The 15,221-nt window shown below is 39.3% G+C and carries 14 protein-coding genes; 2 read left to right on the top strand and 12 right to left on the bottom strand.

Translation table 11 applies throughout. From position 1 onward, the window contains the following. Positions 1-146: 146 nt before the first annotated feature. The 5 genes from ACUXZ4_RS06875 to cspD all read right to left on the bottom strand — a co-directional run bounded on the left by ACUXZ4_RS06875 (position 147) and on the right by cspD (position 6,642). A complete protein-coding gene (locus ACUXZ4_RS06875; RefSeq protein ID WP_464972476.1) occupies positions 147-3,218 on the bottom strand; it encodes a type I restriction endonuclease subunit R in 3,072 nt (1,023 codons plus the stop codon). 42 nt (positions 3,219-3,260) lie between these two features. Further along, positions 3,261-3,707, bottom strand: a complete 447-nt coding sequence (locus ACUXZ4_RS06870; protein ID WP_464972475.1) for a type II toxin-antitoxin system death-on-curing family toxin — start codon at positions 3,705-3,707, stop codon at positions 3,261-3,263. Continuing rightward, positions 3,708-4,724 (bottom strand): DNA-binding protein, encoded by a 1,017-nt coding sequence (locus tag ACUXZ4_RS06865; RefSeq protein WP_464972474.1) that lies wholly within the window; start codon positions 4,722-4,724, stop codon positions 3,708-3,710. Next, positions 4,717-6,276 carry a type I restriction-modification system subunit M gene (locus ACUXZ4_RS06860; RefSeq protein ID WP_464972473.1) on the bottom strand — a complete coding sequence of 520 codons (1,560 nt, stop codon included), beginning with the start codon at positions 6,274-6,276 and terminating at the stop codon, positions 4,717-4,719. Before ACUXZ4_RS06860 ends, ACUXZ4_RS06865 begins: the two co-directional genes overlap by 8 nt. 156 nt (positions 6,277-6,432) lie before the next feature. Then, a complete protein-coding gene (cspD, locus tag ACUXZ4_RS06855; protein ID WP_464972472.1) occupies positions 6,433-6,642 on the bottom strand; it encodes a cold shock domain-containing protein CspD in 210 nt (69 codons plus the stop codon). Between the two features lie 305 nt (positions 6,643-6,947). On the opposite strand from cspD, the gene asnS reads away from it, so the two are divergent. Continuing rightward, entirely contained in the window at positions 6,948-8,351 is a 1,404-nt protein-coding gene (asnS, locus tag ACUXZ4_RS06850; RefSeq protein ID WP_464972471.1) for an asparagine--tRNA ligase, read from the top strand. 50 nt (positions 8,352-8,401) lie between these two features. On the opposite strand, the gene cysB is transcribed toward asnS, so the two are convergent. The 5 genes from cysB to rplM all read right to left on the bottom strand — a co-directional run bounded on the left by cysB (position 8,402) and on the right by rplM (position 12,082). Then, positions 8,402-9,373: an HTH-type transcriptional regulator CysB gene (cysB, locus tag ACUXZ4_RS06845; protein ID WP_464972470.1), complete on the bottom strand. Its 972-nt coding sequence runs from the start codon at positions 9,371-9,373 to the stop codon at positions 8,402-8,404. Positions 9,374-9,387: 14 nt separating this feature from the next. Then, positions 9,388-10,407 (bottom strand): 23S rRNA pseudouridine(2605) synthase RluB, encoded by a 1,020-nt coding sequence (gene rluB / locus ACUXZ4_RS06840; protein ID WP_464972469.1) that lies wholly within the window; start codon positions 10,405-10,407, stop codon positions 9,388-9,390. A gap of 39 nt (positions 10,408-10,446) precedes the next feature. Beyond that, positions 10,447-11,070, bottom strand: coding sequence for an L-threonylcarbamoyladenylate synthase (locus tag ACUXZ4_RS06835; protein WP_464972468.1), 624 nt, complete (start codon positions 11,068-11,070; stop codon positions 10,447-10,449). 172 nt (positions 11,071-11,242) lie between these two features. After that, a complete protein-coding gene (gene rpsI, locus ACUXZ4_RS06830) occupies positions 11,243-11,638 on the bottom strand; it encodes a 30S ribosomal protein S9 (RefSeq protein WP_464972467.1) in 396 nt (131 codons plus the stop codon). A 15-nt stretch (positions 11,639-11,653) separates the two neighbouring features. Further along, entirely contained in the window at positions 11,654-12,082 is a 429-nt protein-coding gene (gene rplM / locus ACUXZ4_RS06825; protein ID WP_464972466.1) for a 50S ribosomal protein L13, read from the bottom strand. A 426-nt stretch (positions 12,083-12,508) separates the two neighbouring features. On the opposite strand from rplM, the gene ACUXZ4_RS06820 reads away from it, so the two are divergent. Next, positions 12,509-12,907: a Z-ring associated ZapG family protein gene (locus ACUXZ4_RS06820; RefSeq protein WP_464972465.1), complete on the top strand. Its 399-nt coding sequence runs from the start codon at positions 12,509-12,511 to the stop codon at positions 12,905-12,907. Positions 12,908-12,977: 70 nt separating this feature from the next. Here the strand turns inward: ACUXZ4_RS06820 and tyrA are convergent, their stop codons facing one another. Both tyrA and ACUXZ4_RS06810 read right to left on the bottom strand, forming a co-directional pair. Then, entirely contained in the window at positions 12,978-14,105 is a 1,128-nt protein-coding gene (gene tyrA, locus ACUXZ4_RS06815) for a bifunctional chorismate mutase/prephenate dehydrogenase (RefSeq protein WP_464972464.1), read from the bottom strand. Between the two features lie 57 nt (positions 14,106-14,162). Then, positions 14,163-15,215 (bottom strand): 3-deoxy-7-phosphoheptulonate synthase, encoded by a 1,053-nt coding sequence (locus tag ACUXZ4_RS06810; protein ID WP_464972463.1) that lies wholly within the window; start codon positions 15,213-15,215, stop codon positions 14,163-14,165. Positions 15,216-15,221: the final 6 nt, after the last annotated feature.

Genomic DNA, 15,221 nt, shown 5'->3' with positions numbered 1-15,221 from the left:
TAGCCCATCAATTCGAATAATTGTTTTTTTGATGGGCTAAAGCCCATCCTACATTCTATCGGTTAATCATTTTCTGATGGGCTGAAGCCCATCCTACTGATGTATTTGCAAAAAATTAGTATTTTTTGACCCGTTGTGTCTGACTGTTAATTTAATTTTCCGCCGATTTGTTTGAATTTTTCGACAAATGCCGACACTTTTTCAAACACCCGTTGTTTTAAGCCAAGGTATTTCGGGCTGAGCGGGCTGATTTTCGGCAGCATTTCGTTTAGCTCTGTGCCGTTTTCGCTGGCGTATTCACGTTTGAGCGAGGTGGTTAAATAGCGTTTGGCGGCGGCATCATTCAGATTTTCATCAAGAATTAAGGCTTCCGCTTCTTTTTGCAATTCGGCTTGGGCGAAGGCAAAAAACGCGTCAATCACATCGGCTTTATGCTCAAACTGGGTTAAATCGGTTTGTTCGATGAAGTCCACAATCAAACTTTCTTTGGCTCGGTTGCCAAGGCTGGCTCGAATGGTGGTGCGAATGTCATCAATCAAGGCTTGCTTGTTATCCGTTTTTTTATTTTTCTCGAAAATCAGTTCTAAGATGTAATCTAAGTTGATTTCTTGGGATTTAAGCAAATCCACTTCAAACACCACATCATTCCAATCAATGCTGCTTTGTGTTGGCTGATCACTTTGGGTTTGGCGGTATAACCAATCACGAATATCGTGATAGGTTGAACGATAATCCTGCTCTTGATGTGCTGAAAGCGGAGCATTTGGCGTTAAATAGCTGCCTTCGGGTTCTTTTAGCACATTTTCAGCGGTGTTTTGTTGTTTAAATTCCACATATTCATCATAATTTTGTAGCACATTATCTAAACGCAGGTATTCGCCAAATAATTTCACAAAGGCTTTTTTATCGTTTTCAGTTGTGATCGCTGCAGGATCAGGGAAACGGGTTTGCAGCTCTTTTACCACGTCTAAATAGCCACGACACTGCTGCCCTTTGGCATCTACATAACCATACATATAGTCTTTATAACTGCGTTCTAACACAATAGTAGGGGCTTTTTCTTCCCCTTGAGCATTGGTTTTACCAAAGAGTGAAATCGCGTCAATCGTCGCTTGCTCTAAATCTCGGAAAGTGACGATATTGCCGAAGGTTTTGGTGGCGTTATAAATGCGGTTGGTGCGTGAATAAGCTTGAATTAAGCCGTGATAACGCAGGTTTTTATCCACAAATAAGGTGTTGAGTGTCGGTGCGTCAAAGCCTGTTAAGAACATGCCCACTACAATCAATAAATCAATCTGCTGATCTTTGACTCGTTTGGCAAGATCGCGGTAATAATTTTGGAAACCTTGGCTATCTAAACGGTAATTGGTTTTAAAATAATCATTGTAGTCGTCCATTGCCGTCTGCAGAAACTCTTTTGACGAGCTATTCATCGCCGTCGGTTCAAAGGTTTCATCACTAATCTCGCCCACGGCATTTTGTTCTTCATTGGCGGCAAAAGAGAAAATGGTGGCGATTTTTAACGGATTTTCTACCGTACTTTGTAGCTCTTTAAAGGTTTGATAATACAGCTTCGCCGCTTCAATACTGCTAACGGCAAACATCGCATTAAACCCTTTGTTGCCCACATTCAAGCGGTGCGTTTTTTGTTTAAAATTGCAAAGGATATATTGAGCAATTTCCCGCAAACGCTCTGGATGCAAAAGGGCTTGGCGGGTTTCAAGTGCGGTTAATTTTTCGAGATTTTGCTCTGTTTCAGCATCTCGGAATTGTGGGCGGACATCGTTGTAATCCACTTTAAATTTAAGCACTTTTTCATCACGAATGGCATCGGTAATCACATAGGAATGTAGCAAATCGCCAAATACTTCGGCAGTGGTGCCGCCGTCCACCGAATTTTCTTCAAAAATTGGCGTGCCAGTGAAACCGAATTGACTGAATTTTTTGAATTTCTTTTTCAGATTTTTTTGTGCTTCACCAAACTGCGAGCGGTGACATTCATCAAAAATAAACACCACATTTTCTTGATAAATCGGCAATTTATCTTCGGATTTCATCAAGTTGTTTAATTTTTGAATGGTGGTGACGATGATTTTGTTGTCGTCTTTTTCGATATTGCGTTTCAGCCCTGCGGTGCTTTCCGAACCATTCACGCTGTCGGGCGAAAATCGCTGATATTCTTTCATCGTTTGGTAGTCCAAATCTTTTCTATCTACCACAAAAAAGACTTTTTCCACAAATGGCAAATCCGTCGCCAAACGGGCGGCTTTAAAACTACTTAAGGTTTTGCCCGATCCTGTGGTGTGCCAAATATAGCCACCGCTGGATAATTCGCTCCATTTTTTATTTTGATAGGCAATATTGATCCGCCATAAAATCCGCTCTGCTGCGGCGATTTGATACGGACGCATAATCAGCAGGGTATCGCTCACGTCAAACACCGAATATTTGAGCAAAACATCCAGCAGCGTGCGTTTTTGGAAGAAGGTGGCGGTGAAGTCTTTTAAGTCTTTAATCAGGCTGTTGTCCGATTTTGCCCAATTCATCGTGAAATCATAGCTGTTTTTATCGCGTTTGGTGGTGTTGGCAAAATAGCGGGTGTCTGTGCCGTTGGAAATCACGAAAATTTGCAGATATTTGAATAAAGAATTGTCGCTGTTAAAGCTTTCTTTGCTGTAACGATGCACTTGGTTAAACGCTTCACGAATGGCGACACCGCGTTTTTTCAGCTCGATTTGCACCATCGGCAAGCCGTTGATCAAAACGGTTACATCATAGCGGTTGGCATAGCTGCCTGTTTGCTCAAATTGGTTGATGACTTGCAATTTGTTTCGGTTGGGATTTTTCTTGTCGAACAAATAGATATTTTGAATCCGCCCGTTATCAAACACGAAATCATAAATATAATCATCGTGGACTTTTCGAGTTTTATCGATCAGATTTTCAGACGGCTTGTCCAAATACTCCGCCACAAACCGCCCCCATTCGGCATCACTGAACTGGGTATTATTCAACATCTGCAACTGCTCACGCACATTGGCAAGCAACGCCGTTTGGCTGCACAAATCCGTGCGATATTCATAACCTTGAGCTTGCAAATCGGCAATAAATTCCCGCTCCAAATCGGCTTCCGTTTGATAATTACGCACCTGCTCGATCGGCGTGTATTTGTCTAGGATGATAAAGTTGTTGGTTTCGGTGATGGGGGTGGTTGTCATAACTTTGGCCTTAATATTTCTCTATTATTAAGTTTTGTGTTCTTAGTTTTGGATTGAGCAAATCAGTTCATATTTTAATTCTTCAGAATAATCATCTTCATTATTAATAATGGAATTGATCAATTTATATAGAAGTTCTTTAGAAATTTTACCTTTAGCCAACCAAACCACAATATTTTCCATTTCTGAAACAAATCTTCTAACACAATAATCATATCCATTTAATTCCAAGAAATAAGCACCTAAAACCAAACTTGAACGCTTATTTCCATCACAAAATGCATGTAATTTGTTAATCGAATACACAATGTGAGTTAACTTATCTTCAAAATGTGGATAATAATCATCATTTCGAATATGCTCTAATACACTTTCTATTTTCCCATAGCCTTCAGGATACACACCAGATAAACCACCAGATTGTTCAATAATCCAATCATGTGTTTGTATGGCGTGTGTAGCATCAAAATATAAAACTTCAATATTCATTTATCTATCCTTCAAGCGTTTTAATACAGCTAAAGTTTCAGGATCAGACAATTGTTCTTGAAGAGAACGACTTTTTTCACCTAGAAACTTGTCAAAATCACCTTGTGGAACAGCTTGAATGTATTGTTCTAATTTATGATGCAGTGCATCTCTAAAACATAGATCTCGGCTGGACATTTTGATTCTTGCATCAAGGATAAAAGGTTGCATAAAAGGGTTTTCTTCGGCTTGGGAAATTAAGTCATCCAATTCTTTTGGAAATAGCTTTCTACCTAATTTTTCAGATAAGTTTTTCATTTGAGCTGCCAAACCGCTTTCAAAACTGGCGATGGCAGTAAGAACCTCTGCATACATGGTATCTCTGGCTTTATCTTTTTCGCTTAATTTGAGAATTTGTTTGTATTCTTTGGCTTTCTCTCGAAAAACAGCTTGGTAAATTTTATCGGTATAAATGCCGTATTTGTGATTACCCATTTCCAGATAATCCCTTAAAGCGTCAGTAAATAGCTTGCGATAGCTCTCTTCTGTATAGGCGGATAAGAGGTAGTTTTCATCTCGTTGATTGATGTATTTGGTTGAGCCACCAGCTTTTTGGTTAATTACATCCATCACCATATCCAGCATTTTGCTGCGGATGAATCGGGCTCGTTCGCTTTCGGTAACCAGCATGGCAAGATTTAAAACTGCACGAAAGCTAAAGATGCCTAAAGAGGGAGCTCTGATGTTGATGTCGACGAAATCTGTTTCGTCGACATAGACTGACTTCAATATTTTCAAGGCTTTGCCTTTGATAATACGATAGCCATTTCTAGCCAATTCTTCTCCGTTTGCTGCTAAATAATTATCAATAGTTCTTTCTGTAACCTCTAAAATTTCAGCAACTTGTGCTTTGGTAAAGACGGTTTCATTTTCAAATTGCAATCCACCTAATTGCAAATGCTCTTCTAGCTTACTGATAGCATAATGATTGTTTAGTACATTATTTCTAGCAACTAAAGATATTGTTAATTCACTCATTTTTATTCCCCTCAATCTCCATCACAATCTCATCAATCTCGCCACGCAAGCAGTCAATTTTGGCGACAGTCTCGCGGATGTCCTGATTTAATACGGCAATATCGATGACTTCGCGAGTGTCTTTGGCTTCCACATAGGAGCTGACCGCCAAATTGTAGTCATTATCGGCAATAGCTTGATAATCCACCGATTTAGCGATGTGTTCCACATCAGTTTTATCAGCAAACAGTTTGAGAATCTCGCCGATATGTTCATCGGTCAGCACATTATTATTGGTTTCTTTTTTGAAAAAGCTACTGGCATCGATAAACTGGGTTTTGCTGTCTGTTTTGGATTTTGAGAGCACCAAAATATTGGTAGCGATACTGGTGCCGAAAAACAGATTGGGAGCAAGGGCAATCACGGTTTCGACATAGTTGTTGTCCACTAGATATTGACGGATTTTATGCTCGGCACCACCACGGTAGAAAATGCCCGGGAAGGTAACAATCGCCGCCCGTCCTTTTGCCGATAAGTAATTTAACGCGTGCAAAATAAAGGCAAAATCGGCTTTGGATTTCGGTGCCAGCACGCCTGCGGGGGCAAAACGGTCGTCATTGATTAAGGTGGGGTCGTCTGAGCCAATCCATTTTATGGAATACGGCGGATTAGACACAATCGCATCAAAAGGTTTGTCGTTTTTGAGTTTCGGGTCGGTTAAGGTGTCGCCCAGCTCGATATCGAATTTATCGTAGTTGATGTTATGCAAAAACATATTCATCCGAGCGAGGTTATAGGTGGTGTGGTTGATTTCCTGTCCGAAAAAGCCTTCTTCGATAATATGGTCGTCAAATTGTTTTTTTGCTTGCAACAACAACGAACCGGAGCCGCAAGCAGGATCGTAGATTTTATTGACGGTGCTTTGTCCGTGTAGGGCAAGCTTGGCAATCAGTTTGGACACATTTTGCGGTGTGAAAAATTCGCCACCCGATTTGCCTGCATTGGCAGCGTAATTGGAAATCAAAAATTCATAAGCATCGCCGAACAAATCGATTTCATTATCCGAAAAATCACCGAAATCCAATTCTGACACGCCTTTTAAAACGGCAGCCAAACGGCGGTTTTTATCGGCAACGGTATTGCCCAAACGATTCGATGTGGTGTCGAAATCGGCAAACAAACCTTTGATATCGTGTTCGGAATCAAAACCTTGTGCAGAATTTTCAATTGATTGGAAGATGATGGCTAAATCGGTGTTTAAACTTTCATTGCTGTGGGCTGTTTTCACCACATTTTCAAATAGTTGGCTAGGATAAATAAAATAGCCTTTTTCTTTAATAATATCGTTTTTTAACTCTAAACTTAAACGAGGATCATTATCGGAAAAACTTGCATAGTTTAGACTGCTATCTCCCCTTTCCATATGAGCGATAAAATGCTCACTAATAAAACGGTAAAACAGTGTGCCTAACACATATTGTTTAAAATCCCAACCGTCTACCGATCCACGTACATCGTTCGCAATCTGCCAAATGCGACGGTGCAGTTCGGCTCGTTGTTGTTGGCTTGTCATATAAACTCCATAGCATTATTTATAATGCTTCAAATAATACAGGTTATTGAAATATCAATGCAACAATATACATGAAATAAAATAGAAACATACAACGGATACTTAGTACAAACAAAAAGTGCGGTGAAATTCACCGCACTTTTTTTAATTCTTTGACTAGCCTAGAATTGGCACAATTTTCGTTGCATGAGAGCCTTTTTCGCCATGAACAACTTCGAAATTCACTTTTTGCCCTGCTTTTAATGAGCGATAGCCTTCCATTTCAATTACGGAAAAATGAGCGAAAATATCAACATCACTTCCCTCCGCATTAATAAATCCGAAACCTTTCGCATTATTAAACCATTTAACAACTCCAACTTCCATAAGATACCTCTAATTATAATTACAATTATTCCATAAGGGAAAGGAATAGGCTTATGCCCAACTTCTCTCATAGTGCCAAGAAAATAATCAAATATTTTTTTCTTCTCTGCAACCATTAAAAACGTAAAATTCGACAGTGATCACAAAATTTCGTTACTTAATTTCTTCCCTAGGATATAACAGCTTGATTTTTTAATGATAAACATCATTTTTTTAACAAAAATACGTTGGATTTTTTGGTAATTCATTGAACTTAAGGTAAACTAAACGCGCCTTTGTAACCTAATTTTATTTTGGAGATAATAATGACAAAAATTGCCTCTATCACTGATGTACTTAACGGAAAAGTAGGCATTGGTGAAACTGTCACTGTGCGCGGTTGGATTCGTACTCGTCGCGATTCTAAAGCAGGACTTTCGTTTTTAGCTGTTTATGACGGTTCTTGTTTTGCCCCAATTCAAGTGATTGCAAATAATGATTTAGCTAACTATAACGAAGAAATTTTACGCTTAACTACGGGCTGTTCTGTTATTGCAACTGGTGTGGTTGTGGAATCGCCAGCCGAAGGTCAAGCTGTGGAACTACAAGCACAATCCGTTGAAGTGGTGGGTTGGGTTGAAGATCCAGATACTTACCCTATGGCAGCGAAACGCCATACTATTGAATATTTGCGTGAAGTAGCTCACTTACGTCCTCGTACCAATATTATTGGTGCGGTTGCGCGTGTACGCCATTGTTTAGCACAAGCTATTCATCGTTTCTTCCATGAGCAAGGATTCTTCTGGGTGGCAACACCTGTTATTACTGCGTCAGATACGGAAGGTGCTGGCGAAATGTTCCGCGTTTCCACATTAGATTTAGAAAACTTACCTCGTGATGACAAAGGTGCGGTGGATTTTTCTCAAGATTTCTTTGGTCGCGAAGCATTTTTAACCGTATCTGGTCAGTTAAATGCTGAAACTTTGGCTTGTGCTATCAGTAAAGTATATACCTTTGGACCAACATTCCGCGCAGAGAACTCCAATACTACTCGTCACTTAGCTGAGTTCTGGATGATGGAACCAGAAATGGCATTTGCTGATTTAAATGATAATGCGAAATTAGCTGAAGATATGTTGAAATACGTGTTCCGCGCAGTATTGGATGAACGTCGTGATGATTTAGAATTCTTTGCGAAACATGTTGATAATGAGGTGATTACGCGTTTAGAAAAATTTGTTGCTTCTGACTTCGCACAAATTGATTATACTGATGCTATCGACATTTTATTAAAATCAGGCAAATCTTTTGAGTTCCCAGTATCTTGGGGTATTGATTTATCTTCTGAACATGAACGTTATTTAGCGGAAGAATATTTTAAATCGCCAGTGGTGGTAAAAAACTATCCGAAAGATATTAAAGCATTCTATATGCGTTTAAATGATGATGGTAAAACTGTTGCCGCAATGGACGTTTTAGCACCTGGAATTGGTGAAATCATCGGTGGTTCACAACGTGAAGAGCGTTTAGATGTGTTAGATAAACGCATGGTTGAAATGGGATTAAATCCTGAAGATTACTGGTGGTATCGTGATTTACGTCGTTATGGTACAGTGCCTCATTCAGGTTTTGGTTTAGGTTTCGAGCGCTTAATTGTGTATGTAACAGGTGTTCAAAACATTCGTGATGTGATTCCATTCCCTCGTGCACCACGCAATGCAAACTTCTAATTAATACTAGAACAAAAAGGAGAACATTATGTTCTCCTTTCTTTTATCATTTATTTCATTTCTAATGTCATGCCATCAAATAGGCGTTTAATCGCATTATTATCTTTCGCTTGCTCCGCTTGTTCTACAACATTTCTAGTTAAGTGCGGTGAAAAATACTGAATAAAATCATACATGTAATTTCTCAGGAAAGTGCTATGCTTAAATGCAATTTGCACCATACTTGAATTAAATAAATCACTTGCATCAATCGCTACCAAATCACTGTCTTCGCTGGTGTATGCCATAGAAGCCACAATTCCTACGCCTAAACCAAGGCGTACATAGGTTTTGATCACATCCGCATCTGTTGCGGTAAAAACTATGTTAGGCAAAATGCCTGCGCTATTAAACGCATGATCTAAGTCCGAAACACCGGTAAAACCAAAGGTATAAGTAATTAGTGGATATTGCCCTAGCTCTTCTATTTTCAATTTTTTCACCTGAGCTAATGGATGATCCTTACGAACAATAACAGAACGATTCCATAAATAACAAGGTAATAAAATCACATCATCAAATAAATAAGGCGCTTCCGTCGTAATGGCTAAATCCACTTCGCCAGATAAAAGCGCATCACATAATTGATTAGGCGAGCCTTGATGAACATGCAAACTCACATGAGGGTATTGTTTAGAAAATCGCTCAATTACCGCTGGTAGCATATAGCGTGCTTGCGTATTTGTGGTAGCAATACGCAACACTCCATGATTAGGTTGGGTATATTCATCCGCAATGGCTTTAATCGCTTGGGTTTTGACTAATAGTTCACGCGCAATCGCAACTATTTTTTTGCCCGCTGGCGTCAACTCTTTAATATGTTTACCATTACGTTCAAAAATTTCTAAACCTAATTCATCTTCTAGCAAACGAACTTGTTTACTGATACCGGGTTGCGAGGTATAAAGTGCTGCAGCCGCTTCGGTAACATTTAAATTTTGATTAACAATTTCAACGATATAGCGTAATTGCTGAATCTTCATAAACTTTCTCTTTTTTAACCGCGGTTATTTTTATAACGTTTGCTTAATTCGCCATAACGTTTTACCGCTTTACGAATTTGGTTTGTTTTAGGACGACGTTTGACTTGCGTTACATCTAATTTTGTCTCTGTTTCAGGTGGTAAACCCACTAATTCACGTAAATAATTCACGCTTTGTAGATCCATTTCTTGCCAGCCTCCGCGTGGTAATGATTTCATTAATTGAATATTACCATAGCGGATACGAATCAAGCGGCTCACTTGGATACCTTGGCTTTCCCATAAACGACGCACTTCGCGGTTACGTCCTTCCATTAAAGTGACATCAAACCATTGGTTTAATCCCGTTCCACCCATCGCTTTAATTTCTTTAAAATTCGCTGGGCCATCTTCTAATTGCACGCCTTTACGTAAACGTGCAATCATCGCATCATCAACTTGACCAAATACACGAACCGAATATTCACGTTCCACTTCTTGACTTGGATGCATTAAACGGTTGGCTAATTCACCATCGGTGGTAAATAATAATAAACCTGATGTATTGATATCCAAACGACCAACAGCAATCCAACGCGCTCCTGTTAAGCGAGGTAAGCGATCAAAAACTGTTGCACGTCCTTCTGGATCATGGCGGGTACAAAGCTCGCCTTCAGGTTTATAATACATCAATACACGACATACTTCTTTTTGTACTGCATTCAAATTAATTAAATGTCCATCAATACGGATTTTAAGCCCTGAATGTACTGTGACGCGGTCACCTAATGTAGCAATTTTACCATCAACACTTACTCTACCTTCAGCAATAATCGTTTCAATTTCACGACGAGAGCCTCTTCCCGCACGAGCAAGGACTTTTTGTAATTTTTCTCCTGATACCGTTGCTTTCTTTTCTACCAGAGTTTCAGGTTTTGGTTTACGCATTGGGAGCGGTTTTCGCTCAAAAGACGCTGCTTTTTCTTTGTTTTTATCTGCAAAGCGCGGTTGTTTTTGGCTGAGTTTTGATGAGGATGATTTTGTTTGAAATTTCATAAAGATTCCTTATATTGTCGCTTTCACAAGCGTCATTTATTAAATAAAGGGTGTAGTTTCACCACTGCCTTCTCGTAAAATACGAGGTGTATCTTCGGTGAGATCCACAACAGTTGTCGGTTGTTGCCCTAAATAGCCACCATGAATAATTAAATCCACTTGGCGTTCTAAATAATCGCGAATTTCTTCAGGATCAGACTGTGTAATATTCTCTTCTTTTGGCAACATTAAAGAACAGGATAAAATCGGTTCACCCAACACTTTCAATAAATCGAGTGCGATTTGATTATCAGGCACGCGCAAGCCAATGGTTTTACGCTTTGACGTCATCAAACGACGAGGCACTTCTTTGGTGGCCGTTAAAATAAAGGTATAACGCCCTGGCGTATTATTCTTAATTAAACGATATGCCACATTATTGACCGTTGCATAATGGGATAATTCCGATAAATCGCTGCAGACTAAGGTGAAATTATGATCCTCAGGTAGCTGACGAATGGCAACAATTCGGTCCATAGCGTGCTTATCACCAATCATACAACCCAAGGCATAGCCTGAATCTGTGGGATACACAATCACACCACCATTGCGTAAGATTTCAACGGCTTGATTAATTAAACGAGCTTGCGGATTTTCGGGATGAATATAAAAAAACTGACTCATAGTCTGTTGCGATATATATAGTACGATTAAAAATTGGTGGAATTATACTCTATATAACAATAAGTTGAAAATAGAATTACCACAAAGTGCGGTGTAAATATTACAAGTTTTAGAGATAAAAAAATTGCAAGCCTTTCGACTTGCAATTGTAAACATAAACGAGAATATAAAATTAACGTTTGCTGTATTGTGGACGACGACGTGCTTTGTGTAAACCCACTTTTTTACGTTCAACACGACGTGCATCGCGAGTTACGAAGCCTGCTGCACGTAATACTGGACGTAAAGATTCGTCGTATTGCATTAATGCACGAGTGATACCATGACGGATTGCACCCGCTTGACCAGAAATACCACCACCAGTTACAGTGATGTAAAGGTCTAATTTATCAGTTAACTCAACTAATTCTAATGGTTGACGTACGATCATACGTGAAGTTTCACGACCGAAATATACGTCTAAAGAACGTTGGTTAATGGTGATGTTACCATTGCCCGGTTTGATAAATACACGAGCTGAAGAGCTTTTGCGGCGACCTGTGCCGTAATTTTGATTTGCTGCTGTCATTTTCTTGCTCCGTGATTAGATATCTAAAACTTGTGGTTGTTGTGCTGCGTGATCATGTTGAGAACCTGCATACACTTTTAACTTACGGAACATTGCACGTCCTAATGGACCTTTTGGCAACATACCTTTTACCGCGATTTCAATCACTGCTTCTGGACGGCGCGCAATCATTTCTTTGAAAGTCGCTTGTTTAATACCACCTACATAGCCAGTGTGCCAGTAGTAAATTTTGTCGTCTTCTTTACGACCAGTTACTGCTACTTTATCTGCATTGATAACGATGATGTAATCACCAGTATCTACGTGCGGAGTGTACTCAGCTTTATGTTTACCACGAAGGCGACGAGCTAATTCAGTCGCTAAACGACCTAAAGTTTTACCTGTCGCATCTACTACATACCAGTCACGTTTAACTGTTTCTGGTTTTGCTACAAAAGTTTTCATTAATTTAATTACCAATATTAAATATTAATACCCAGTGTTCTAGCGATAAATTGATTTGCTGAACACAACCATTGATCTTAATCAGCACCCCTTCGAGTGTGATCTCGACGAACAATGCGTGGCGGGAAAACCACTACATTCACAGGGTCGCGAAATTATACATAAACAGATAACAAAATGCGAGTTTTTTGTGCAACTTTTTCAATATTTTATGTAAATTTAATGAAAAAGAGATGGTTAAATCAGAAAAAAAGAAAAATGCCTTATTTTCACCGCACTTTTTCCATTGCAACTCCCCCATTTTGCATAAAAATTTTTTTATTAATCTTGTGATCCAGTTCAAATAAATCAGGATTGAAACAAGACAAATTCACATTTTCTCGGTATGATAAAACTGTTTTGTAACTTGATAAACAGGAGTGATTTATGCAACCTTGGACAACTGAAATGTGGCAAGCCGCAGGGATTGGGTTAGTCGTTGGTATCGTGATTGGTTATTTATTAATTCGTTTAACCAAAGGATCTGTGAAGAAACAAGCGGCGACGGAAAATGAATTGCAAAAAGCCAAACAAGCACTTGAAGAGCAAAAACAACAATTGGAAAAACATTTTTCTGAAAGTGCCGATTTATTCAAAACCTTAGCGCAAGACTACCAAAAACTCTATCGTCATTTGGCAGCTTCTTCTGAGCAACTGCTACCAGAAACCAATAAAGGCTTGTTTTTACAAAACTTTATGACCTCTACCAAAACAGAGACAGCAGTAAATGAAGAAGATCAACCAAAAGACTATACCGAAGGTTCTTCTGGTATTTTGAAAAATTAAGAAATAACTGTACTATCTAACAAAAATGAGAGCTTAATAAGCTCTCATTTTTTATTTCTATTTTTTAATATCAATCATGTTGCCGATTATCATTGGCCTGTTGCAATAATTGGCGGCTTTCTTTCATAAATTGTTCCGAGTAGTCGCCAAACCATTGTTTTACTTGGTTGAAGGTGTCAACGAAACCTGATTTATCATTTTGCTCAAAAAACGCAAGACTTTGTTCGTAGCTTTGTTTTAAGCTTTCGATGACCGTTAAATTTTCGGGTTTATCCATAATAATGTCGGCATAAAGCTCTGCATCCTGTGCAAATAATCGCCCAATCATTGCCAATTCTAAGCGGTAAATCGGCGAAGATAAGGCCAACAAATTGGCAAGTTTAACAGGTTGCTTGGATAAATGTAATCCGTTGGCAAAGGTAGCAAAATGGCGTAAGGCTTGGATATAAGTCATGCTGTGATCATGTTCTGCCGCCTCAACTTGATAAATTTTTGCCCCCCAAATAGCAATTTGTTGCAATAACCATTCGTAGCGTTCAGGATAGCGTCCATCACAACGCACCACCACTTGTTTTGCCATACTGGCAATATCAGGCCCAAACATTGGGTGTAATCCTAACACCGCGCCTTTATGCACTACTAACATTTTTTCTAATGGTTGACGTTTAACAGAAGTTAAATCTGTTAACAGCATATTTTCAGTTAAATAAGGCGCTAGTTTTTCAATCACTTCGATGGTTTTAGCAATAGGCACACAAACAATAACCACATCGGCATTTGCCAAAATTTTATCCGCACTTTGCCAATCCTGCGATTCCAAACTTTGTACTTCATAGCCTGATAAACGGAGAAAACGGGCAAATAAACTGCCTAACTTTCCTTTTCCACCCACAATCACGATTTTTTTGATCGCTGGATTAACCGTTTTAAAACCGAAATGATTTTCGCTGGTGTAGGATTCTCGCATTAAACGACGCAGTACATCTTCGATTAAATCGGCGGGTACGCCTAATTTTTCCGCCTCTTGACGACGTGCTGCCAGCATTTCCGCTTCACGTTCGGGCACATAAATAGGTAAACCATGTTGATGTTTTATTTCGCCTACTTTTTTGACCAATTCAAGTCGTTTGGCAATCAGTTGCAACAATGTGCGATCCACATGGTCAATTTCCGTCCGAATATCTTTTAATGCTTCCATAAAATTCCTCAATAAATCAGGGCAGATCTGCTCTGCCCTATAAACCGCGGTGTATTTTTAGCGAGTTTTTAATGTTGTCGCTAATCTGCGTAAGAGTTGATCCGTTGTTTGCCAATCAATACAAGCGTCCGTAATAGAAACACCGTATTGCATATTGGCAACTGGCTGATCAGCGCTTTGATTGCCTGCATTAATATGACTTTCAAGCATTAAGCCAATGATGGAACTATTGCCTTCAACAATTTGTTGTAATGCATTTTCTGCCACCAACGGTTGACGGCGATAATCTTTATTTGAATTACCATGGCTGCAATCAATCATAATGGCGCTTGGTAATCCTGCTTTTTCTAATGCCTCTTCGCATTGTTTCACAAATTCGGCTTCATAATTTGGGGTTTTACCACCACGCAAAATCACATGACCGTCAGGATTACCCTCTGTATGTAATAAGTTAACCTGACCTTGTTGGTTAATTCCAATAAAACTGTGCCCAGCTGAAGCTGACTTAAGCGCATTAATCGCAATATCTAAGCTGCCATCTGTACCATTTTTAAAACCAACCGCCATGGACAAACCTGAGGCTAATTCACGATGCGTTTGTGATTCTGTTGTTCTCGCACCAATTGCTGACCAACTAAATAAATCCGCTAAATATTGTGGCGTCATAGGATCAAGCGCTTCCGTTGCCAGTGGTAATCCCATTTCAACCAACTCTAACAATAATTGACGAGCAATATGTAATCCATGTTCAACATCAAAAGACCCATCAATTTTCGGGTCATTGATTAACCCTTTCCAACCCACAGTAGTTCTTGGTTTTTCAAAATAAACACGCATGACGATATACAGCTGATCTTTTAACTCGTCGGATAAGGCTTTTAATCGTTTAGCATAATCCAACGCAGCAATGGGATCATGTACAGAACAAGGGCCGATAACCACTAATAAGCGCGGATCTTTTTTATGAATAATATTTGAAATATCACGACGATGATTTTCAATTTGGCTGCGTAGATTTTGTGGTAATGGCAATTTTTGTTTGAGTTCTGCTGGTGTGATGAGGACTTTTTCACCTACGATATGGACGTTATGGATACTGTCTTTGTTCATATTGCT

It is taken from the genome of Reella acinonychis, from assembly GCF_052828705.1.
This window is presented reverse-complemented; position numbering and strand designations above follow the sequence as displayed.